The following is a 22518-nucleotide window of genomic DNA, read 5'->3' as shown; positions in this document are numbered from 1 at the left end:
TTTTGAACAACCGGTGTCGGGATGACCGATTCATCGGGCGAACGGAATGTCAGGTTATCGAAGAGTATGCGCGTGTGGCGTCAGATTCTTCATGATAAGTTCTAAGGATTTACGGATGGCCAAAGGTAACAAGATCCCCCTAACGTTTCATACCTACCAGGATTCAGCAACCGGCACCGAAGTTGTGCGCTTAACCCCGCCCGATGTTATCTGCCACCGCAACTATTTCTATCAGAAGTGTTTCTTCAATGACGGCAGCAAGCTGCTGTTTGGTGCTGCTTTTGATGGCCCGTGGAATTACTATCTGCTGGATTTAAAAGAGCAGAGCGCCACGCAGCTGACGGAAGGCAAAGGCGACAACACCTTCGGTGGCTTCCTGTCTCCGAATGACGATGCGCTGTATTACGTTAAAAATACCCGTAATCTGATGCGTGTCGATCTGGCTACGCTGGAAGAGAAAACGATTTATCAGGTGCCTGACGATTGGGTCGGTTACGGTACCTGGGTTGCCAATTCCGATTGCACCAAAATGGTCGGTATTGAGATCAAAAAAGAAGACTGGAAACCCCTGACCGATTGGAAAAAGTTCCAGGAATTCTATTTCACCAATCCTTGCTGTCGTCTGATTCGCGTCGATTTGATAACGGGCGAAGCAGAGACTATCCTTCAGGAAAACCAGTGGCTGGGTCACCCAATCTACCGTCCGGGTGATGACAACACGGTTGCGTTCTGCCACGAAGGTCCGCATGACCTGGTTGATGCGCGTATGTGGTTCATCAATGAAGATGGCACCAACATGCGTAAAGTGAAAGAGCATGCGGAAGGCGAAAGCTGCACCCACGAATTCTGGGTTCCAGATGGTTCAGCGATGATTTACGTCTCTTACCTTAAAGACGATACCAATCGCTACATCCGCAGCATCGACCCGGTTACGTTGGAAGATCGCCAACTGCGCGTAATGCCGCCGTGTTCTCACCTGATGAGTAACTATGATGGCACGCTGTTGGTCGGCGACGGTTCCGATGCGCCAGTCGACGTGCAGGACGATGGTGGCTACAAGATCGAGAACGACCCGTTCCTGTATGTTTTCAATCTGAAAACCGGTAAAGAACATCGTATCGCGCAACACAATACATCATGGGACGTGTTGGAAGGGGACCGTCAGGTTACTCACCCACATCCTTCCTTTACGCCGGATAATAAACAAGTCCTGTTTACTTCTGACGTAGATGGAAAGCCTGCGCTGTATCTGGCGAAGGTTCCTGATTCAGTCTGGCACTAATAATACTAATAAATCCGCGTCACATTTTATGGCGCGGATTATTTTAAAATATTTTCTTACATATTATTTATTAAGTCTCTGACGCGGTTATTTCTCAAACTTAACTTGATTATCGTTATTGCTCCATTGCCATAATCAAAGCGTTCCCTTTATACTAAAACCATTGTTCTATTTTTTTTAAAACAAAAAAAACTGAGTAGGGTAACCACAAAAATGGCTAGTGCAGATTTAGATAAACAACCCGATTCCGTGTCGTCCGTTTTAAAGGTTTTTGGTATTTTACAGGCATTAGGTGAAGAGAGAGAAATTGGTATTACCGAGCTTTCTCAGCGAGTCATGATGTCTAAGAGTACCGTTTACCGCTTCTTGCAGACGATGAAATCCCTGGGCTATGTTGCGCAGGAAGGTGAATCAGAGAAATATTCGCTGACGCTCAAGTTGTTTGAACTTGGGGCAAAGGCATTGCAGAACGTAGATTTAATCCGCAGTGCGGATATACAGATGCGTGAGTTGTCTGCACTAACGCGGGAAACAATCCACCTTGGCGCGTTGGATGAAGACGGCATCGTTTATATCCACAAAATTGACTCGATGTATAACCTGCGTATGTATTCGCGCATTGGTCGCCGTAATCCGCTGCACAGTACCGCAATTGGTAAAGTGCTGTTGGCATGGCGCGATCGTGGCGAAGTGGAAGAGGTTCTGTCGACTGTCGAATTCACGCGCAGTACGCCGCACACGCTGTGTTCTGCTGAAGCGCTTCTCAACCAATTGGATGTCGTGCGTGAGCAAGGCTACGGGGAAGATAAAGAAGAGCAGGAAGAAGGGCTGCGTTGTATCGCTGTGCCAGTATTCGATCGTTTTGGCGTGGTGATTGCTGGTCTTAGTATTTCTTTCCCAACGATTCGTTTTTCAGAAGACAATAAACACGAATATGTGGCGATGCTGCACACTGCGGCCAGAAATATCTCTGAGCAAATGGGCTACCACGATTACCCTTTCTGATATTCCCTATCAATGCCTGAGCCTGTCCTTGTCGACAGGCTTTTTATTGCGTGCCATTCCAGGCCGCTACCCTGCGGGCCGTCGTAAGCGATGTTGAAAAACGCTCCCCACGTTTTTTTTATTTTTGCACCAATACGATAGCGATGCGCATCAACACGATGTGGATAACGGATAGGGTTAGGTATCGAACTTGGCTATGCCACGGTGTTAAGATAGCCCACAGGTACCTGTCATAAGTGGTTATAAGTGGAGTCGTTGTGAACATATTAGAAGTGGTTTTTGTCTTGCTAATTGTGCTGCTGGCCGCGCTGGTCTGGTTTTTTGTTAATCGGGCGAGTGTCAGAGCGAATGAGCAAGTGAAATTGTTGCAGGAAATCGTAGAACAGCAACGCCAGCAGTTAGCGTTATTGAAAAAATTGCTGCCTCAGAATGCAGAGAAAAGTGAGCCTGAAGCGCTTGCCGCTGAGCGCGATCGTGATGATGTGGAGTTAACGTTTAAAAGTGTCATCCCAGAACGTTAATGGCTCAATCACTGTGTAACGCGTAAACATCTATCCCTTTGCCTGCTCACGCCATCCTTCATGCTGATGGCATGAGCAGGCATTGTTATAAAATGAAGAAGGCTTTACAGGAAGCACAAAAACAACATGGCAAATGCTCAAAACAACATAGCAAGCGATCAACAGGAATTGGTTCTAAAACGAGGGTTAAAGAACCGACATATTCAACTGATTGCGCTGGGTGGCGCGATTGGTACCGGATTGTTTTTAGGGATATCGCAGACTATCCAAATGGCAGGGCCGTCCGTTTTATTGGGCTATGCGGTTGCTGGAATGATTGCGTTTCTGATTATGCGACAGCTGGGTGAGATGGTGGTGGAAGAACCAGTAGCGGGTTCGTTTAGCCATTTTGCTTATAAGTACTGGGGCGATTTTGCGGGCTTTCTGGCTGGCTGGAACTACTGGGCGATGTTTATTCTGGTAGGGATGGCTGAACTGACGGCCGTGGGGATTTATATCCAATACTGGTGGCCTGAAACGCCAACCTGGCTGTCCGCCGCGATATTCTTCGTGCTGATCAACCTTATCAATCTGGTTAATGTGCGGATGTTTGGGGAAACGGAATTCTGGTTTGCCCTTATCAAAGTGCTTGCCATCGTTGGGATGATTGTCTTCGGCAGTTGGTTGCTGCTGAGTGGCAATGGCGGCGAAACGGCAACGGTGCGTAACTTATGGATCCATGGCGGATTCATGCCGAATGGCGCAAGTGGATTGATCATGGCGATGGCCGTGATCATGTTTTCATTCGGTGGTCTTGAATTGGTGGGTATTACTGCTGCCGAAGCGGCCGATCCGAAGCGCTCTATTCCTCAGGCGACCAATCAGGTGGTCTATCGCATCCTGATTTTCTATATCGGCGCGCTGTCTATTTTGTTATCGCTTTATCCGTGGGGAAATGTCGTCGATGGCGGGAGTCCGTTTGTCCTGATCTTCCAGGCGCTAAATAGCAATATAGTCGCAAACGTACTTAACATCGTAGTACTCACGGCAGCGTTATCGGTTTACAACAGCGGCGTGTACTGCAATAGCCGGATGCTGTACGGTTTGGCAAAACAGGGAAATGCGCCGAAATCTCTCGCGAAGGTCAACGCACGCGGTGTCCCCGTTCGTTCTATCGCACTGTCAGCGTTAGCGACATCGTTCGGTGTAGCGATCAACTACCTGATGCCAGGAAAAGCCTTTGAGTTGTTGATGGCGCTGGTGGTTTCAACGCTGGTGATTAACTGGATCATGATTTGCTTTGCTCACCTGCGTTTTCGTCAGGCGATGATAGAGAAGGGCATTGTTCCTGCGTTTAAAGCCTTCTGGTATCCGTGGGGCAACTACCTGTGTCTGGCGTTTCTGGCAGGGATTCTGGTGATTATGCTGCTGTCTCCGGGGATTCGCATTTCGGTCATCTTAATTCCGTTCTGGATTGCCGTTATTTGGCTTGGCTTCCGATTCTGCCGCAAAAATAATGCATCGCTGAAGTCGGTACAGACACAGTAAACACCTCCGTAGCCTGTTCATCACGATGCAAAGATGAACAGGCTACCCATCCGGCTTTAACACGTAAGTTATAAGGTGTATTATTGCCCCGACGTTATCCGTGTCACGCTAATGCGCACCTTTAGTGTTCGCATCATGTGTATATATTTCACAGAGTAAAGAGAAATAGCAGGGGTAACACTTTTGATTTTCAATTGATATGCGATTTTTTGCATGTGAGCTTTCGTGTGGCTCACCACTGTAAATAAGGGAATTATAATGCCAGTTATCACTCTTCCTGATGGAAGTCAGCGTCATTACGACCACGCCGTTTCTCCCCTCGATGTTGCACTTGATATTGGTCCCGGTCTGGCAAAAGCCTGTATCGCAGGACGTGTCAATGGCGAACTGGTTGATGCCAGCGATAAGATCGATACCGATGCGCAGTTAGCTATCATCACCGCTAAAGATGAAGCCGGTCTGGAAATTATTCGCCACTCCTGTGCGCACCTATTGGGCCATGCGATTAAGCAACTGTGGCCAGATACCAAAATGGCGATTGGTCCCGTTATCGATAACGGTTTTTACTATGACGTTGATATCGACCGTACCCTGACTCAGGAAGATATTGAGCTGCTCGAAAAGCGTATGCACGAGCTTGCCGACACTGACTATGACGTCATTAAGAAAAAAGTCAGCTGGCAGGAAGCGCGCGATGCGTTCGCTGCACGCGGCGAGACCTACAAAATTGCGATTCTGGATGAGAACATCAGTCGTGACGATCGTCCAGGTCTGTATCACCATGAAGAATACATCGATATGTGCCGTGGTCCGCACGTACCGAATATGCGTTTCTGCCACCATTTCAAATTGCAGAAAACGTCCGGCGCTTACTGGCGTGGTGACAGCAAAAACAAAATGCTGCAACGCGTTTACGGCACCGCATGGGCAGATAAAAAGCAACTGGCCTCTTACCTGCAACGTCTTGAAGAAGCGTCTAAGCGCGACCACCGCAAGATCGGCAAACAGCTTGACCTGTACCATATGCAGGAAGAAGCACCAGGTATGGTGTTCTGGCACAACGACGGCTGGACGATCTTCCGCGAGCTGGAAGCGTTTGTACGCATGAAGCTGAAGTCGTACCAGTATCAGGAAGTAAAAGGTCCATTCATGATGGATCGCGTGATGTGGGAAAAAACCGGTCACTGGGAAAACTACAAAGAAGCGATGTTTACGACGTCATCAGAAAACCGTGAATACTGCATCAAGCCAATGAACTGCCCAGGCCACGTACAGATTTTCAATCAGGGATTGAAATCATACCGCGATCTGCCGCTGCGTATGGCTGAGTTCGGTAGCTGTCACCGTAATGAACCGTCAGGCTCTCTGCATGGCTTAATGCGCGTGCGTGGCTTCACTCAGGACGATGCGCACATCTTCTGTACGGAAGAGCAGGTTCGTGATGAAGTGAACAGCTGCATCAAGATGGTGTATGACATGTACAGCACCTTCGGTTTTGAAAAAATCGTGGTGAAACTGTCTACGCGTCCTGAAAAACGTATTGGTAGCGATGAGATGTGGGATCGCGCTGAGGCCGACTTGGCTGCCGCGTTGACTGAAAATAACATCGAATTCGCCTATCAGCCGGGTGAAGGGGCGTTCTACGGCCCAAAAATTGAATTTACCTTGCATGACTGTTTGGATCGTGCGTGGCAGTGTGGTACGGTGCAGCTCGACTTTTCATTACCGGGTCGTCTGAACGCGTCTTACGTTGGCGAAAGCAACGAGCGTCAGGTTCCGGTTATGATCCACCGGGCTATTTTGGGATCAATGGAGCGTTTTATCGGTATTCTGACCGAAGAATTCGCTGGTTTCTTTCCGACCTGGTTAGCCCCGGTTCAAGCGGTGATTATAAATATCACCGATAGCCAGTCTGATTATGTCAACGAATTGACCCGAAAACTGCAAGAAGCGGGCATTCGTGTAAAAGCAGACTTGAGAAATGAGAAGATAGGCTTTAAAATCCGCGAACACACTTTACGACGTGTTCCCTATATGCTGGTTTGTGGCGACAAAGAAGTCGAGGCAGGAAAAGTTGCTGTCCGTACTCGTCGTGGTAAAGACCTGGGGAGCCTGGACGTCAGTGAAGTCATCAGTAAGCTGCAGCAAGAGATTCGCAGCCGTAGTCTTCATCAATTGGAGGTATAGGTATTAAAGGCGGAAAACGAGTTCAACCGGCGCGTCCTAATCGCATCAACAGAGAGATTCGCGCACACGAGGTACGCCTATCAGGCGTCGAAGGCGAACAGCTGGGCATCGTAAGTCTAAATGAAGCATTAGAAAAAGCCGAAGAAGCAGGTGTTGATTTAGTTGAAATCAGTCCGAACGCCGAGCCGCCGGTTTGCCGAATTATGGATTACGGCAAGTTCCTTTATGAGAAGAGTAAGTCCACAAAGGAACAGAAGAAAAAACAAAAAGTTATTCAGGTCAAGGAAATCAAATTCCGACCTGGTACCGATGATGGCGACTATCAGGTCAAACTACGCAACCTGATTCGCTTTCTTGAAGACGGTGACAAAGCTAAAATCACACTGCGTTTCCGCGGTCGTGAAATGGCGCACCAACAGATTGGTATGGAAGTGCTTAACCGCGTTCGTGACGATCTGAGTGAACTGGCAGTTGTCGAATCCTTCCCATCGAAGATCGAAGGCCGCCAGATGATCATGGTGCTAGCACCGAAGAAGAAACAGTAAGGCATTCAAGTAGCAAGACCGTACAACCTCTGTGTTGTACGGCTTTGTTCGCCTTATCTGATTCGTTTTATTAACAATGCGAAGTGGAAATAACAATGCCAAAGATCAAAACAGTACGTGGCGCCGCTAAACGCTTTAAAAAAACCGCAAGCGGTGGTTTTAAGCGTAAGCATGCTAACCTGCGTCATATTCTGACCAAAAAGTCAACTAAGCGTAAACGTCACCTGCGTCCAAAAGGTCTGGTCTCCAAAGGGGATCTGGGTCTTGTTATCGCATGTCTGCCGTACGCATAAGTAACCTTTTTTTAATTCAGAATAAGACTTTAGGAGAGAGCATATGGCTCGCGTAAAACGTGGTGTAGTTGCCCGTGCACGTCACAAGAAGATATTGAAACAAGCGAAAGGTTACTACGGTGCCCGTTCGCGTGTTTATCGTGTTGCCTTCCAGGCAGTAATCAAAGCTGGTCAATACGCTTACCGCGACCGTCGTCAACGTAAACGTCAATTCCGCCAGCTGTGGATTGCACGTATCAATGCGGCAGCTCGTCAAAACGGCTTGTCTTACAGCAAATTCATCAACGGCTTGAAAAAAGCCTCTGTTGAAATTGACCGTAAGATTCTGGCTGATATCGCAGTATTCGATAAGTTAGCGTTCAGCGCGCTGGTCGAAAAAGCGAAAGCAGCACTGGCGTAAGTCAGTTGAGAGAGGGAGCTTTGGCTCCCTCTTTTCGTCGAGCGCTACACGTTTATTTTTTATTATTTACAAGACAAGGTAACGCAAGTATGAACGCTGCTATTTTCCGTTTCTTTTTTTACTTTAGCGCCTGAATTCAGGGGGCTTTGCGCGTAAGAAAAGAAACGAAAAGTAGCGCTTAAGCCTCCCATAGGGAGGCTTTTTTGTTTACAATAATCGGTTTTTACTCTTGTTTTTAGTAACATTTATCGTTTTGAGTAAAACGACATTCTTCAATCATGACCGTTGGCCACATAGGCAGAAAAAGAGGAACACAATGCCACATCTCGCAGAGCTGGTTGCTAAAGCCAGAACAGCTATAGAAGAGGCTCAGGATGTTGCCGCACTGGAAAATGTGCGCGTCGAATATCTGGGCAAAAAAGGTCACTTAACCCTTCAGATGACCTCGCTGCGCGAGTTGCCGGCTGAAGAACGTCCTGCGGCTGGTGCTGTCATTAATCAGGCTAAGCAAGACGTTCAGGACGCGCTGAATGCCCGTAAGCACATGCTGGAATCCGCTGAGTTAAATGCGCGTCTGGCGCAAGAAACCATCGACGTTTCCCTGCCGGGCCGAACCATTGAAAATGGTGGCTTGCATCCAGTGACGCGTACCATCGATCGCATCGAAACCTTTTTCGGCGAGCTGGGTTTTTCGGTTGTTACCGGGCCAGAGATCGAAGATGACTATCACAACTTTGATGCGCTGAATATTCCAGGGCACCACCCTGCGCGTGCTGACCACGACACGTTCTGGTTTGATGCGACACGCCTGCTACGTACACAGACCTCTGGCGTTCAGATTCGTACCATGGAAAAGCAGCAACCGCCTATCCGTATCATCGCGCCGGGCCGTGTTTATCGTAACGATTACGATCAGACCCACACGCCGATGTTCCATCAGATGGAAGGGTTGATCGTCGATAAAGACATCAGCTTTACCAACCTGAAAGGCACGCTGCATGATTTCCTGCGTAATTTCTTTGAGGAAGATTTGCAGGTTCGCTTCCGTCCGTCTTATTTCCCGTTTACCGAACCGTCTGCTGAAGTGGATGTGATGGGTAAAAACGGTAAATGGCTGGAAGTTCTGGGTTGCGGCATGGTGCACCCGAATGTCCTGCGTAATGTCGGTATCGATCCAGAAGTGTATTCCGGTTTCGCGTTCGGTATGGGCATGGAGCGTCTGACGATGTTGCGCTATGGCGTGACCGATCTGCGTGCATTCTTCGAAAACGATCTGCGTTTCCTCAAACAGTTTAAGTAAGGCGGGTATACATCATGAAATTCAGTGAACTCTGGTTACGCGAGTGGGTAAACCCGGCAGTTGACAGTGAAACGCTATCTGAACAGATCACGATGGCAGGGCTGGAAGTGGATGGCGTTGAGCCAGTTGCTGGCGCATTCCACGGCGTGGTTGTTGGTGAAGTGGTTGAATGTGGGCAGCACCCGAACGCAGACAAACTGCGTGTGACGAAAGTCAATGTCGGCGGCGAGCGCCTGCTGGACATCGTCTGTGGTGCGCCGAACTGCCGTCAGGGCCTGAAAGTGGCGGTGGCGACGGTCGGTGCTGTGTTGCCGGGCGATTTCAAAATTAAAGCCGCTAAACTGCGTGGCGAGCCGTCTGAAGGCATGCTGTGCTCATTTTCCGAGTTAGGTATTTCCGACGATCATGATGGCATCATCGAACTGCCGTTAGACGCGCCGATTGGCACGGATATCCGTGAGTACCTGAAGTTGGATGACAACGCGATTGAAATCAGCGTGACGCCGAACCGTGCAGATTGCCTCGGTATCATTGGCGTGGCGCGTGATGTCGCCGTGTTGAATCAACTGGCGTTGAATGAACCGGCTATTGAGCCCGTTGCCGCAACGATTCAGGATACTTTCCCGATTCAGGTCGATGCGCCGCAGGCATGTCCGCGTTACTTAGGCCGTGTGGTGAAAGGCATCAACGTTAAGGCGGCAACGCCGCTGTGGATGCGTGAAAAACTGCGTCGTTGCGGTATTCGTTCTATCGATCCAGTGGTTGACGTGACTAACTACGTTCTGCTGGAGCTCGGTCAACCAATGCATGCGTTCGATCTTGACCGTCTCAACGGCGGCATTATCGTGCGTATGGCGACAGAAGGCGAAACGTTGACGCTGCTGGATGGTAACGAAGCGAAGCTGAATGCGGATACGCTGGTTATCGCTGACCAGCAGAATGCGCTGGCGATGGGCGGTATCTTTGGCGGCGAACATTCTGGCGTCAATGAAGAAACGCAAAACGTTCTGCTGGAATGCGCTTACTTCAACCCGCTGTCGATTACCGGACGTGCACGTCGTCACGGTTTGCACACTGATGCGTCTCACCGCTACGAGCGTGGTGTTGATCCAGCGTTACAGCACAAAGCCATTGAGCGCGCGACTCGCCTGCTGATTGATATCTGTGGCGGTGAAGCGGGTCCGGTGGTTGATGTGACCAGCGAGGCAGACTTACCGACGCGCGCAACGATTACGCTGCGCCGTGAAAAGCTGGATCGCCTGATTGGCCATGTGATTGCCGATGAGCAGGTGAACGATATTCTGCAACGTCTGGGCTGTAACGTCGCGAAAACCGATGCAGGTTGGCAGGCGACGGCACCGAGCTGGCGCTTCGACATGGAAATTGAAGAGGATCTGGTTGAAGAAGTCGCGCGTATTTACGGCTACAACAACATTCCGAATATTCCGACTCAAGCGCCGTTGATTATGACCTCGCATCGCGAAGCGTCAATGTCATTGAAGCGCGTGAAGACATTATTAGTCGATCACGGGTATCAGGAAGCAATTACTTACAGTTTTGTTGACCCGAAAATTCAGGGGTTAATCCACCCTAATGAAGCGTCGCTGAGCCTGCCGAGCCCGATTTCCGCAGAGATGTCGGTGATGCGTTTATCGCTGTGGAGTGGCTTGCTGAGTGCTGCGGTGTATAACCAAAACCGTCAACAAAGCCGCCTGCGCCTGTTTGAAAGCGGTCTCCGTTTTGTACCTGACACCAGTGCTGACCTGGGTATTCGTCAGGATCTGATGCTGGCGGGTGTGATTACTGGCACCCGTTATGAAGAGCATTGGGATCTGGCGCGTCAGGCCGTTGACTTCTATGATTTAAAAGGCGATTTGGAAGCGGTACTGGCATTGACGGGCAAGTTGTCTGAGATTGAGTTCAAAGCCGAAAATAATCCGGCATTGCATCCAGGACAAAGTGCTGCTATTTATCTGTGCGAAGAACGCATTGGATTCATTGGCGTTATTCACCCAGAACTGGAGCGCAAGTTGGATCTTAACGGGCGCACCGTGGTGTTCGAATTGTTGTGGGATAAGGTCGCAGACCGCGTATTGCCTGAGGCGAACGAGATTTCCCGCTTCCCGGCGAACCGTCGCGATATCGCCGTTGTGGTCGCTGAAAATGTCCCTGCGGGTGATGTTTTGGCTGAGTGTAAGAAAGTTGGCGCAAATCAGTTAGTTGGCGTAAACTTATTCGACGTGTACCGAGGGAAGGGCGTAGCGGAAGGTTATAAGAGTCTGGCTATCAGTCTGACCCTGCAAGATACCACGCGTACACTGGCAGAAGAGGAAATTGCCGCTACCGTTGCAGAATGCGTAGCAGCATTAAAACAGCGATTCCAAGCATCCTTGAGGGATTGAACCTATGGCGCTTACTAAAGCTGAAATGTCAGAATACCTGTTTGAGAAGCTCGGGCTGAGCAAACGGGATGCCAAAGAGCTAGTCGAGCTGTTTTTTGAAGAAGTTCGTCGCGCTTTGGAAAATGGCGAGCAGGTCAAGTTGTCAGGTTTTGGCAATTTTGATTTGCGAGACAAGAACCAACGTCCGGGACGTAACCCAAAAACTGGCGAAGATATTCCGATTACGGCGCGCCGTGTGGTCACGTTCCGTCCGGGGCAAAAGCTAAAAAGCAGGGTAGAGAACGCCTCTCCCAAAGAGTAACAGAGTCACCCAAAAAGGCCGCGCAAGCGGCCTTTTCCTATCTTATTCGTCTTCACATTATCTATTTCAACGTCGATTCGGTATCTGCTGGTGCAGTATGCTGCGAGGCTAAACGCGTTGCCCGTCCATTTGGTGTTTTTGGCGCGGTCTCCTTTTTCGGATAGTCCGGCACGGGCCGATGGTCGTCAATTAAATGGCGTATTGCCAGAATCGGGTGGCGCAACAACATCCGTGGCCCCGACCAGCGCATAATCGCTTTGATCGCCTCACGTCGGGCGGGTTGATAGCAGTGAATGGGGCAATGCTTACACGCGGGTTTATCTTCGCCGAATTGGCAGCGTTCCAGACGCTTTATGGCGTAGTTGAATAAGTCTTTATGCTGCGCGTTATCGTCGGTTTCAGGATGATGCTTTTCATACAGCTCGATCATCAATCCGACGGTACGGATCTCCCGCTGTCGGTATTTTCCCAGGGGTTTTCTCGCCATGTGCGTCATGTCCTGATAAAATCATAATAGATGCATTTTAAATGCAATTTATCGCAAGGGAAACCTCTGAAGTCACATCTATGTGGGAAAGCAGAGAGAAAAGGCGAGGAGAACCCTCGCCGAGGAAGATAGTAATCAGACCTGACCGAACTGCGCCTGATGTAATCGGGCATAGATACCACTTTGTTCCAGCAGCACCTGATGGCTGCCTTGCTCAATGATGCTGCCGTTATCCACCACCACAATGCGTCCTGCATTCTGTATGGTGGCCAGCCTGTGTGCGATGACCAACGTAGTACGTCCAGTAGAAAGCTCGCTAAGCGATTGCTGTATTGCTTGCTCCGTTGCGGTATCCAGCGCAGATGTCGCTTCGTCCAGAATCAGGATCGGCGGGTTTTTCAGGAAGATTCGCGCGATAGATAAACGCTGTTTTTGCCCACCCGATAGCTTAACGCCGCGCTCGCCGACCACGGTATCTAGTCCGTCAGGCAGGTTTTCGATCAGCTCATCTAACCGCGCACGTCGTGCGGCCTCCATGATTTCGTCATCGCTGGCATCAAGTTTGCCGTAGGCGATGTTTTCCCGAATGGTGCCGCCGAACAGGAAGACATCCTGCTGTACGATGCCGATTTGGTTACGCAGCGATGCTTGCGTCATCTGGCGGATATCCATGCCGTCAATGGTGATGGCGCCGCTGGTTAAATCGTAGAAACGGGGCAGCAGGGAACAGAGGGTAGTTTTGCCCGCGCCGGAGGGGCCGACAAACGCCACGGTTTCTCCTGCGCGAATCGACAGATCGATATTACGCAGAATCGGGCGATCGGCGGAATAACCAAAGCTCACCTGGTTAAAGCGGATATCGCCTTTCAGCGGCCCAACATCATGCGCATCGGGAGCGTCGGCAATCTCGGGAACGGTGTCGATCAACTGGGTAAAGCGTTTGAATCCCGCAATCCCTTTGGGATAGCTCTCCAGCACCGAAGTAATTTTGGCGACCGGACGGAAGAAAACTTCAATCAGCAGCAGGAAACCGATAAAACCACCGTAGGTGAGTTCCCCCTGAATCACGTACCAAATACCGGCCAGCATCACGATAAGCTGTATCAGGCGCGTGCTGAGGTAACTGAGCGTCATACTGGCGGTCATGATGCGATAGGCCTGCAACTTGGTACGGCGGTAGTTTTCGTTATCGTTGGAGAACAGTTTTTTCTCATGCGCTTCATTGGCAAAAGCTTTCACGACGCGGATGCCCCCAACGCTTTCCTCAATTCGGGCGTTGAAGTTGCCAACCTGACCGAATAGCTGGCGCCAGGTTTCCGTCATGCGGGCGCCATAGCGGCTGACGAGAAATGTCATGAAAGGCACGATAATGATCGTCAGCAGCGCCAGATTCAGGTGAACCGTCGCCATCAGGATGAACGCACCAATAAACGTCATGATCGCGAGGAAGAGGTCTTCTGGGCCGTGGTGGGCAATTTCCCCGACTTCTTCCAGATCTTTGGTGACGTGGGTGATGATATGGCCGGTCTTCATATTGTCGTAGTAACGGAACGGCAAATTTTGCAGATGCTCAAAGGCCTGCCGCCGCATATCGGTTTCAATACCCACGCCCAGCGCATGTCCCCAATAGTTGACGATGGCCATTAGCGCGGTATTTAGCAGATACACCGCCAATAGCGCCACCGATGCTAACAGGATCAGCGACCAGTCCTGAGCCGGCAATAGTTTGTCGATGAACGCTTTAATCGCCATCGGAAACCCTAATTCAAGCAGACCAGCGATAATGGCACAGCCGAAATCGAGGACGAATAACCCTTTGTAAGGGGAATAGTAGGAAAAGAAACGCCTTAACATGTGTGACTATTTTTTAGGTAACGAAATGTGGGGACGACTATAGCAGGTTAGCGTGAAGAATGTGACCGCGAGCAGATTAGGGTTTTGTTAGCGGTAAATTCAGACGAAAACAGCAGGGGCGGCGGAAGATCAGCTCGTGGGCGAGCGTGTTGCATACCAGCAGAGCAGTGAGCCTGCCGTGACCATTGCGACGCCTTGCCAGAATGAAATAGCGGGCGTGATATTGAGCCAGAGCGCGGCCAGAAGTGTGGAAAGCACGGGCGTGAAATAAGAGGCGGTTGCTAGCAACGTCAGGTTGCCATGCTGAATACCGATATTCCAGACGGAATAGGCTAATGCGGTCGATGTGCCCATAAAGAGCAGTTGCAGCGAACTCGGTAAGGTTAATGAAATCGCCCCTTCGGCACTGAAGGAATATTGAATCCATAGCATGAGGGAGGCGATGAAAAAGAATAGCGAGACGCCGCTTTTTCCCTGTCCGTAACGCTTGGTGATATTGCAGTAGAGCGCCCAGGTCAGGGCCGCAGAAAACGCCAGACTGTAGGCCAGCGGGTTAGCAAGAATATTGTTCCACAGTAGCTCTGGTGTCCAGTCGCTTTCTCCTTTCATAATCCACACGATGCCGCCTAGCGAGAGCGTAAGGCCGGGCCAGAGCAGGAAACGGCTTTTCTGCTGATTGATAAAAAGAGAAAAGAACACGGTCAAACTGGGCCACAAATAGTTAATCATTCCTATTTCTATCGCCTGCATGCGGCTATCCGCTAGCCCGATGGACAGCGACAGAAATATCTCATAGCAGACAAACATCGCGCCGCCTGCGAATAAATAAATTCTGGGCAGCGTTTTAATGCGAGGAAGGCCATAAAAAGCCAGTAGACATAGCGTGCTGGTGGAGTAAATCATCGCCGCGCCGCCGATGGGGCCGAGTGCTTCTGTCAGGCTACGGATAAGCCCGACGGAGGTGCTCCATAAAACGATCGCCAGTAAGCCCGTGAGCGTGGCGCGCTGTGGCGTCATATTCATACCTGATTATGAGGACGGTGCAAAAAAATCAAACCGGATGCTGTTACCTGCATCCGGTAGTGCTCATTGCGATAGTTTACCGCCAGAAGTCATCAAAAACGGTAATGGGCGGACGACGCTTGTGTTCGGTCTTGCGATACCAGTTTTCGATAATGGCTGCATCGTTAGCCTCGATCTGCTTGCCTTCCAGATAGTCGTCGATCTTTTCATAGGTGACACCCAGCGCGACTTCATCGGGGAGGGACGGACGGTCTTCTTCCAGATCGGCGGTCGGGGCTTTGGTATAAAGATGAGAAGGGCAGCCGAGTTCGTGCAGTAGCGCTTTACCCTGACGCTTATTCAGTCGGAAAATCGGGTTGATATCGGTACCGCCATCACCGTATTTGGTGAAAAAGCCCGTTACCGCTTCTGCTGCATGATCGGTGCCGACGACAAGCCCGGCATTCATGCCCGCGATGCTGTACTGCGCTTTCATGCGCTCTCTGGCTTTCTCGTTGCCTTTTACAAAATCGGAAAGCTCCACGCCAATGGCACGTAAGGTAGCTTCACTGGCTTCAATCGCAGGCTTGATGTTGACGGTTAGTACGCGGTCTGGTTGGATAAAAGCGATGGCATCCTGACAGTCAACTTCATCCGCCTGCACGCCGTAAGGCAGTCGAACGGCGATGAACTGATAGCGAGAATTTCCGGTCTCATTGCGTAATTCCGTGATAGCCGTCTGGCACAGTTTGCCGGTCAGCGTAGAATCCTGACCGCCGCTGATACCCAAAACTAACGACGTAACGAACGGGTGAGCATTCAGATAATTCTTTAAAAAATCAACGCTAACACGGATTTCCTGTGCTGGATCGATACTGCTTTTCACTCCCAACGCAGTGATAATGTCGTTTTGTAATGACATGCCATCCCCTCCTGAACTTATTGATACTGCAAAAGAATTATTACGATTGCCTGAGTGTAAAACGAATTGGCGTGAAGAAAAAGAACAAGCTGTCAGGTAGTCATTTTCCCTATAGATAACCTGTTTTCGACTATCGGCCAATATGTTACATCTCTGTGTTATGATTTGAAAAAGTGGTCGCCGCCGACTAGCCTTAGGGTGACCCATTAATAATGAGGTGATGAGATGAAGAATAACAGATTACTGGTATGTATTGCGGCAGCAGGTGCTGTCATGTTGGCGGGATGTTCGGCTTATAACAAGGCAGAAAGCTATGTCAATGAGCCCGTGGTGAAAGATGTGAAAGTCGGAATGACGAAACAGCAGGTTCATCAACTCGCCGGTAGCGGAGTGGAAAAACGTCTGGTAAATGCCAAAGGCACCTGTAGCGATTATCTGCTGAAAAACCGCGATGGTACTGCGCAGAACTATTTCGTTAGCTACGGCGAAACGGGTCAGGTTCTCAATAAAGGCTTCCAGAGCTGCCAGGCTTACGATACTAACCCGCAGCGCTAATTAGCCCGATGGCACGATATCGTTATTAGAAAAGCGTCATAAAAAACATAGGGACCGTTTTCAACGTTGTGCAGCAACGGTCCGTCATAAAAAAACGCCGACAGCATTAGCCGTCGGCGTTTTCTTTTGTCCAGCAAACGTGGCTTAGCGGTTCGTCAACTCAGCGTCATCCTGCGCGTTGAAAACCGTTTTATCCGTCTGCTTCATCAACTGGCTGGTGACGGTACCGGCCGTCATTGAGCCGCTGACGTTAAGCGCGGTACGGCCCATATCGATAAGCGGTTCAATGGAGATGAGCAGCGCGACAAGCGTCACTGGCAGCCCCATCGCAGGCAGGACGATTAACGCAGCGAAGGTGGCACCGCCGCCCACACCGGCTACGCCAGCAGAGCTGATGGTGACAATACCGACCAGCGTCGCGATCCAGACAGGATCCAGCGGGTTGATGCCGACCGTTGGCGCGACCATCACGGCCAGCATCGCTGGGTAAAGCCCCGCACAGCCGTTCTGACCGATAGTCGTACCGAAAGACGCCGCAAAGCTGGCGATAGATTGCGGTACGCCAATGCGGCGCGTTTGCGCCTCAATGCTGAGTGGAATTGTCGCCGCGCTGGAGCGGCTGGTAAACGCGAACGTCAGTACCGGCCAGACTTTGCGATAAAAACGGGCCGGATTGATGCCTGTGAACGACAGAATCAGTGCATGGACACCGAACATAATCGCCAGACCCAGATAGGACGCGACAACGAAGCTGCCCAGCTTGAGGATGTCTTGCAGGTTAGAACTGGCGACCATCTTGGTCATCAGCGCCATGACGCCATAAGGGGTCAACTTCATCACCAGACGAACGAGCTTCATCACCCAAGATTGCAGCGTATCAATGGCGGTTAAAACGCGTTCGCCTTTGACCGCGTCATCTTTCAGCAACTGTAACGCCGCAACGCCAAGGAACGCGGCGAAGACGACGACGCTGATAATAGACGTCGGGTTAGCACCAGTCAGTTCAGCAAACGGGTTTTTAGGAATGAATGACAGGATAAGCTGAGGCACGTTAAGGTCAGCGACTTTACCAGCATAGTTGCTTTCAATCGTCGTTAATCGCGCGGTTTCTTGCGCACCTTGCACCAGCCCGGTAGCCGTCAGGCCAAACAGGTTAGTCACAAAAACGCCGACCAACGCGGAAATCAGCGTGGTGATCAACAGGGTAGAAAGCGTCAACACGCTGATTTTCCCTAATGATGAGGCATTATGCAGCTTGGCAACGGAATTGAGGATGGAGATAAAGACCAGCGGCATGACGATCATCTGCAACAGCTGCACATAGCCATTACCTACGATGTTAAACCATGAGATGGACTGCTTAACAACCGGGTTGTCGCCGCCATAAATCAGATGCAGTGCCAGACCAAATAGCACCCCGACAACCAAACCCAGCAACACTTTCTTTGCCAGACTCCAGGATGGGTTACGGCTGGCGTAACCTAATCCGAGCAGTAATACGACAAATAGCAGAATATTTATGAGTAGCGGAAAATTCATCCGGCTTTGCTCCCTATCAGTGAATCGCGTCACGCTGCCCACGATCTCGCGCGGTAATGGAGATCGGCGGAGGTAGCGTGATTTTTTGCGATGAAAAATAACAAACGCGCACAGGATAGCAGGTCTTTTGCCATCATGTTACAGTGATATGTCTGACGCTAGGTAACGCTGTTACTTCACGTATTGAAAGAGATAGGTTTGCGCGGACTGTAAAAAGCGAAATGACTGCTCATAGGTGCAACAATCCAGATTCTTTTGTGGCTGATATAGCGAAAAAACGATACAGGCAAGACACAGAAAGCGTTCCAGCTGATTGCCTTTTTGGCTGTTTAAAATCGGCAAGCGGAAACGCCAGCGACAGGGCCAGAGCAGGGGAACGCCAGAGGGCGTCAGCATATCCGCAAGAATGTGGCTCAAATAACCGACGATCATGGCATGGTAGGCATCGGTCGGAATCGGCCAGTCTGGCGGCAGGCGCGTCTGAATAAAGAAAATACCGGCGGCGATGGCAAGGAGGCTGTGCGTAAACCCGCGATGGCCAAAGAGGCGAGCAATGGGCGAAGAAAGCCACTTCAGGCGCTGCCCGAGGACGGATTTAGGGTGATCGATATCGGGCAGCAGCGCGGTAAGGAGTGCACCGGGAATAATGTGCCACCAGTCTCCGGTAGCCAGCGCTGGCGATAGCTCAACTTTCTTAGCCAGAATCGCGCAGGCAACAGAAAACAGCAGGTGTCCTTCCGCAGTCATGAAACTTCTCAAATAAAACTGTTATTTTATACAGTATAAGAGATTATCTCTGCCTGCGGAAGCGGTGACGGCGTAATGATTTATTTCGGTTGTTCGTTGTTTACAGGTAGAACACGCAGCCAGTTATCCAGCAACTGAGGCCAGGCAGCCGCAGGAAGTCCTTTGGTGCCGCGCAGGCCGAAACCGTGTTTGCCCTTCTCAAACAGATGCATTTCGACTGGAATCTGTTTTTCCCGCAGCGCGCTGAACATCACCAGACTGTTATCAACCGACACTGACGGATCGTCAACGGCATGCACCAGAAACGTGGGAGGCGTCTGAGCGGTAACCTGCTTCTCTGGAGAATAGCGCAGCACCTGCGCTTCCGTCGGCTGTTCGCCGATTAGCTGTTTGCGCGAGCCTGCGTGCGCAATATCCGCCTGCATCGAAATAACGGGATACATCAGCACCATGAAGTCAGGACGTGCGCTTACGCTGTCAATGGCATCCGTCGCGGGGTAAACGGACTGGGCGAATCGGGTTCCAAGGCTGGCTGCAACATGACCACCAGCGGAGAATCCCATAATACCGATACGCTGTGGGTTAATGCGCCACTTCTCGGCGTTGGCTCTCAAGGTCCTGATTGCACGCTGGGCATCGGCTAACGGGGCGTCAGCGCCTTCTTTATGGCCTTCACCGGGCATGCGATAGGTCATCACGAAAAGGGTATAGCCTTGTTGATTAAAGAACGGTGCGAGATCGCTGCCTTCCTTATCCAACACGACGCGTTGATAAGAACCGCCGGGCGTAATGAGCAAAGCCATACCATTGGGCTTCTCTGCCGGATAAACGGTAATTTCGGGGCTGCGAATCCCGGTTGCTGCCCGATCGGGAAGAGAAGGATCTTTGCTGCGCTCGACCACTTGCGGCTGTACCGTTGAAGAAGAAGCACCCGGCGCTTCACCGTGTGGCCAGACAGGAAAAACAGGTTGAGCGTAACTTAATCCATTTACAGACATCATAATGGCCCCGACAAGCAGAGAACGAACAATCATGATAGATCACCTGACAAAGGGAAGGAGGGGGAAATCGTTGGGCGATGGTAAAAAATAGGGTAGCCATCACATCGGAGAAAAAATGACTACCCTGAACCGCAAACTTTAATAAAGAAATAACATTCATACACGAAGAGGGTAAATCAGACACAGCCATTTCAACAGATAAAACGCATGTGGCTAAATCGCATTTAACGACACCACATGTAACAACGAAACGTAACTAACTTGCTTAACCTACGACGGACATCATAATAAAGGGACGTTAATGATAAAATTGAGTGAATCAATTAACAATAACATCCCTTTTGCCAACTAATAACGCTTATTTAAATAACAAAGCCGTTATTAGAAGCTGTATTGCACACCAACACGGTAACGAGTTTGACGCTCGTCAGTATTCTTATCACCGACAACATTACCTACCGCCATATAAGGCTTCCAGTTTTTGTCTAGCTTATAAGCCAGCTTGACATCATGTTCGATTTTCCAATTTTCTTTGTCTGCTTGGTAAGCGCCAGCTTTGTTAGCTTTTTTGTAGTCCAGCTCGTAATCAATCTGGTAATCTTTCAGGAATTTATAGCTAACAACAGCAGTTAGGTTGAAGCCATTTTCTTGCGTGCTGTTGGTAGGACCCGTTTTATTTGTATTCCCGCTTTTTCTCAGATAGTAAGGACGATAGCGAAGAGAGGTGGACAGATCGTCAGTAATATTCACTTTTCCGCGCAGATAAGGGCGGTAGTTGTTGGAATCAGAGCTTGAATCTAAAGAGAAACCTGGTTCTAAAGAAAAGGTTTTGTTGAAGCTGTAAACATAGCTTGCAACTACTTCAGTACCGTTGCTGACGGTTTCATTAAAAGGCTTGTTCGGTGTGTTATCAGAAGTGGACTGACGCCATTTAGCTTCTGCAGATAAACCAAAACCATTAGCGAAACGGTGGGACATTGAAAGACGATCTTTATGGTCGTTTTTGACAGTGTCTTGCATTTCATGACGATAATCGATTGTCACGGCCATTGCATTCACACTAATTAATGACGTAACTGCCAGAGCTAATAATTTAAATTTCATTGTTATATTCCCTACTGGTTAGGACATCTCTAATAAAAACACGCATTATGCTTTTTGGGACAAGTTCTATTCTATTTATTATTAAATTACGTTCTGTGATCGAGATCGGTTTGGGTAACAAAAAGTAAAATGGGGTTTCAAATTGTGAGGGAGATCGAATTGGATATGGCGGTTGTTTTAATTTAAATGAAAAATCCCTGCCGTCAGTGCGGCAGGGATGAATTACAGCCTAAAACATGTACGACATTATTTCATTGCACGTTTCAGAATACGCTCTGATTGACGCTGGAAGTATTTCGCTGCGTCTTCCACTGATTTCTGACCGTAATCGATAGACTGGATGGTATCACCAAACAGAGAAACGATTTGTGGGTCATCGAAATAAGGGGAAACAGCAACGTCATGCGGCAGAGACAGCGCCAGTTTCAACCCAGAAACCGCTGGTGCATCGTCTTTGATGATGCCATCAGCCGTCAGCTGAGCCACAGCGGCTTTACTCAACGGTACGCCACGTTCCAGACCCAGCGCTTGAGCACCTTCTTTGCTGTTCAGCAGGAAGTTGATCAACTGAGCAGACTCTTTAGGATGCTTGGTTGACTTACCGATAGACAGCATCTGTGCAGGTTTGAAGAACAAGCCGGCATCTTTCGCACCAGGCAGCATCGGATAGTTACCCAATGCCAGTTTTGCTGGTGGTTGCAGGTTGTCAGAGTACTTAGTAATGGTGGAGTTCCACATGTAAGTACCAGACCACTCGCCGTTGATCCATGGCTTCATCTCATACATGTTGCTCTTGCCGAAAGAGGCATAGTATTTCGCATCAGGCATGACATGGCTGTCGATCAGTTTCTTATACATGCCAAAGAATTCAACCCATTGCGCATCGGTGTAGGCGAATTTCTGACTTTTTACATCAATAGCAGGGATGTTGTACTTCTGAACCATGTAAGAGTTCAGCAGAGCCAGAGAATCCTGGTGTTCCAACACGATAGGGTAGTATTGGTCACCCAGTTTTTCTTTGAACACTTTACCGGCGTTCAGCAGCTCATCCCAGGTTTTCGGATATTCCAGTCCCGCTTTTTGCCAGCTTTCGGTGTTGAAGTAGAACACGCGAGCAGTAACAGAAATTGGAATACCGTTCAGTTTGCCGTTGACGGTGGTGTTTTGCAGTTCTTTTGACTCGAACTGGGTCAGATCCAGAGAATCTTTAACCTTGTTCAGATCGTAAAAACCATCGCCGTTTTTAGAGAAAATCGGCAGCCAGTTCCAGTTGGTCTGCATCACATCTGGCTCGGTGTTACCGGCAATCTGTGTTGTCAGACGAGACAGGTGACCATCCCAGCCAGTGTATTCCGCTTTCACGGTGATGTTTGGATGCTGCTTATGGAACTCTTCAATCGCTTTGAGCGTCTGCTGGTGACGGCTGTTGCCGCCCCACCAGGACATTCTCAATTCAACATTATCAGCGGCTAAAGAAGGCATTGCCACTAATGCCAGAGATGAAACTATTAACGTGTGTAGGATCGCTTTTTTCATCGGTTACT

At 49.7% G+C, this 22518-nt stretch carries 21 protein-coding genes, 1 pseudogene and 1 other annotated feature; of the genes and pseudogenes, 13 read left to right on the top strand and 9 right to left on the bottom strand.

The annotated features are described in order from the left end of the window. Positions 1 to 115 precede the first annotated feature (115 nt). From ogl to ihfA, 12 genes are all read left to right on the top strand, one after another. Positions 116 to 1282 carry an oligogalacturonate lyase gene (gene ogl / locus QWJ20_RS01060; protein WP_010275714.1) on the top strand — a complete coding sequence of 389 codons (1167 nt, stop codon included), beginning with the start codon at positions 116 to 118 and terminating at the stop codon, positions 1280 to 1282. Positions 1283 to 1495: 213 nt separating this feature from the next. Further along, entirely contained in the window at positions 1496 to 2287 is a 792-nt protein-coding gene (gene kdgR / locus QWJ20_RS01055) for a DNA-binding transcriptional regulator KdgR (protein ID WP_095699348.1), read from the top strand. 257 nt (positions 2288 to 2544) lie between these two features. Then, a complete protein-coding gene (locus QWJ20_RS01050; protein ID WP_010275709.1) occupies positions 2545 to 2808 on the top strand; it encodes a YebO family protein in 264 nt (87 codons plus the stop codon). A 126-nt stretch (positions 2809 to 2934) separates the two neighbouring features. Further along, a complete protein-coding gene (locus QWJ20_RS01045; protein ID WP_433991654.1) occupies positions 2935 to 4335 on the top strand; it encodes an amino acid permease in 1401 nt (466 codons plus the stop codon). Between the two features lie 258 nt (positions 4336 to 4593). Beyond that, complete coding sequence (gene thrS / locus QWJ20_RS01040; protein ID WP_039480511.1) at positions 4594 to 6522, top strand: threonine--tRNA ligase; 1929 nt, start codon at positions 4594 to 4596, stop codon at positions 6520 to 6522. Positions 6523 to 6524: 2 nt separating this feature from the next. Further along, positions 6525 to 7067: a translation initiation factor IF-3 gene (gene infC, locus QWJ20_RS01035; RefSeq protein WP_095699351.1), complete on the top strand. Its 543-nt coding sequence runs from the start codon at positions 6525 to 6527 to the stop codon at positions 7065 to 7067. Between the two features lie 95 nt (positions 7068 to 7162). Further along, the gene (gene rpmI / locus QWJ20_RS01030; RefSeq protein WP_010275699.1) at positions 7163 to 7360 is read left to right on the top strand and encodes a 50S ribosomal protein L35; all 198 of its coding nucleotides are present in this window, start codon (positions 7163 to 7165) and stop codon (positions 7358 to 7360) included. A gap of 43 nt (positions 7361 to 7403) precedes the next feature. Next, positions 7404 to 7760, top strand: coding sequence for a 50S ribosomal protein L20 (gene rplT / locus QWJ20_RS01025; protein ID WP_005968887.1), 357 nt, complete (start codon positions 7404 to 7406; stop codon positions 7758 to 7760). 84 nt (positions 7761 to 7844) lie between these two features. Next, positions 7845 to 7968: a sequence feature (Phe leader region), on the top strand. After that, the gene (gene pheM / locus QWJ20_RS01020; protein ID WP_106120997.1) at positions 7850 to 7894 is read left to right on the top strand and encodes a pheST operon leader peptide PheM; all 45 of its coding nucleotides are present in this window, start codon (positions 7850 to 7852) and stop codon (positions 7892 to 7894) included. Its footprint overlaps the feature before it by 45 nt. 108 nt (positions 7969 to 8076) lie before the next feature. Next, positions 8077 to 9060, top strand: a complete 984-nt coding sequence (gene pheS, locus QWJ20_RS01015; RefSeq protein ID WP_014915263.1) for a phenylalanine--tRNA ligase subunit alpha — start codon at positions 8077 to 8079, stop codon at positions 9058 to 9060. A 14-nt stretch (positions 9061 to 9074) separates the two neighbouring features. Then, entirely contained in the window at positions 9075 to 11462 is a 2388-nt protein-coding gene (gene pheT / locus QWJ20_RS01010; protein ID WP_433991653.1) for a phenylalanine--tRNA ligase subunit beta, read from the top strand. A gap of 4 nt (positions 11463 to 11466) precedes the next feature. Further along, positions 11467 to 11763, top strand: a complete 297-nt coding sequence (ihfA, locus tag QWJ20_RS01005) for an integration host factor subunit alpha (RefSeq protein ID WP_009112984.1) — start codon at positions 11467 to 11469, stop codon at positions 11761 to 11763. A gap of 61 nt (positions 11764 to 11824) precedes the next feature. Here the strand turns inward: ihfA and QWJ20_RS01000 are convergent, their stop codons facing one another. From QWJ20_RS01000 to nadE, 4 genes are all read right to left on the bottom strand, one after another. After that, the gene (locus tag QWJ20_RS01000; RefSeq protein WP_072012332.1) at positions 11825 to 12250 is read right to left on the bottom strand and encodes a nitrous oxide-stimulated promoter family protein; all 426 of its coding nucleotides are present in this window, start codon (positions 12248 to 12250) and stop codon (positions 11825 to 11827) included. 135 nt (positions 12251 to 12385) lie between these two features. Continuing rightward, the gene (locus QWJ20_RS00995; RefSeq protein ID WP_433991652.1) at positions 12386 to 14104 is read right to left on the bottom strand and encodes an ABC transporter ATP-binding protein; all 1719 of its coding nucleotides are present in this window, start codon (positions 14102 to 14104) and stop codon (positions 12386 to 12388) included. 129 nt (positions 14105 to 14233) lie between these two features. Then, positions 14234 to 15121, bottom strand: coding sequence for an aromatic amino acid DMT transporter YddG (gene yddG, locus QWJ20_RS00990; protein ID WP_349719429.1), 888 nt, complete (start codon positions 15119 to 15121; stop codon positions 14234 to 14236). An 82-nt stretch (positions 15122 to 15203) separates the two neighbouring features. Continuing rightward, positions 15204 to 16028 carry an ammonia-dependent NAD(+) synthetase gene (gene nadE / locus QWJ20_RS00985; protein ID WP_433991651.1) on the bottom strand — a complete coding sequence of 275 codons (825 nt, stop codon included), beginning with the start codon at positions 16026 to 16028 and terminating at the stop codon, positions 15204 to 15206. 225 nt (positions 16029 to 16253) lie between these two features. Here nadE and osmE point away from each other — a divergent pair, with 225 nt between their 5' ends. Continuing rightward, a complete protein-coding gene (gene osmE / locus QWJ20_RS00980; protein ID WP_095699356.1) occupies positions 16254 to 16583 on the top strand; it encodes an osmotically-inducible lipoprotein OsmE in 330 nt (109 codons plus the stop codon). Between the two features lie 144 nt (positions 16584 to 16727). Here osmE and QWJ20_RS00975 read toward each other — a convergent pair whose 3' ends face one another. The 5 genes and pseudogenes from QWJ20_RS00975 to QWJ20_RS00955 all read right to left on the bottom strand — a co-directional run bounded on the left by QWJ20_RS00975 (position 16728) and on the right by QWJ20_RS00955 (position 22510). Continuing rightward, positions 16728 to 18122 (bottom strand): L-cystine transporter, encoded by a 1395-nt coding sequence (locus QWJ20_RS00975; protein WP_095699357.1) that lies wholly within the window; start codon positions 18120 to 18122, stop codon positions 16728 to 16730. Positions 18123 to 18362: 240 nt separating this feature from the next. Further along, a pseudogene (locus tag QWJ20_RS00970) lies at positions 18363 to 18869 on the bottom strand (metal-dependent hydrolase); the annotation flags it as partial. An 80-nt stretch (positions 18870 to 18949) separates the two neighbouring features. Continuing rightward, positions 18950 to 19903 (bottom strand): pectin acetylesterase PaeX, encoded by a 954-nt coding sequence (paeX, locus tag QWJ20_RS00965; protein WP_349719428.1) that lies wholly within the window; start codon positions 19901 to 19903, stop codon positions 18950 to 18952. 348 nt (positions 19904 to 20251) lie between these two features. Next, positions 20252 to 20974, bottom strand: a complete 723-nt coding sequence (locus QWJ20_RS00960; protein WP_205557204.1) for an oligogalacturonate-specific porin KdgM family protein — start codon at positions 20972 to 20974, stop codon at positions 20252 to 20254. A gap of 246 nt (positions 20975 to 21220) precedes the next feature. Then, the gene (locus tag QWJ20_RS00955) at positions 21221 to 22510 is read right to left on the bottom strand and encodes an ABC transporter substrate-binding protein (RefSeq protein WP_095699360.1); all 1290 of its coding nucleotides are present in this window, start codon (positions 22508 to 22510) and stop codon (positions 21221 to 21223) included. Between the last annotated feature and the right edge of the window lie 8 nt (positions 22511 to 22518).

This window comes from Pectobacterium sp. S5 (genome assembly GCF_051707265.1).
GTDB lineage: Bacteria > Pseudomonadota > Gammaproteobacteria > Enterobacterales > Enterobacteriaceae > Pectobacterium > Pectobacterium polare.
This window is presented reverse-complemented; position numbering and strand designations above follow the sequence as displayed.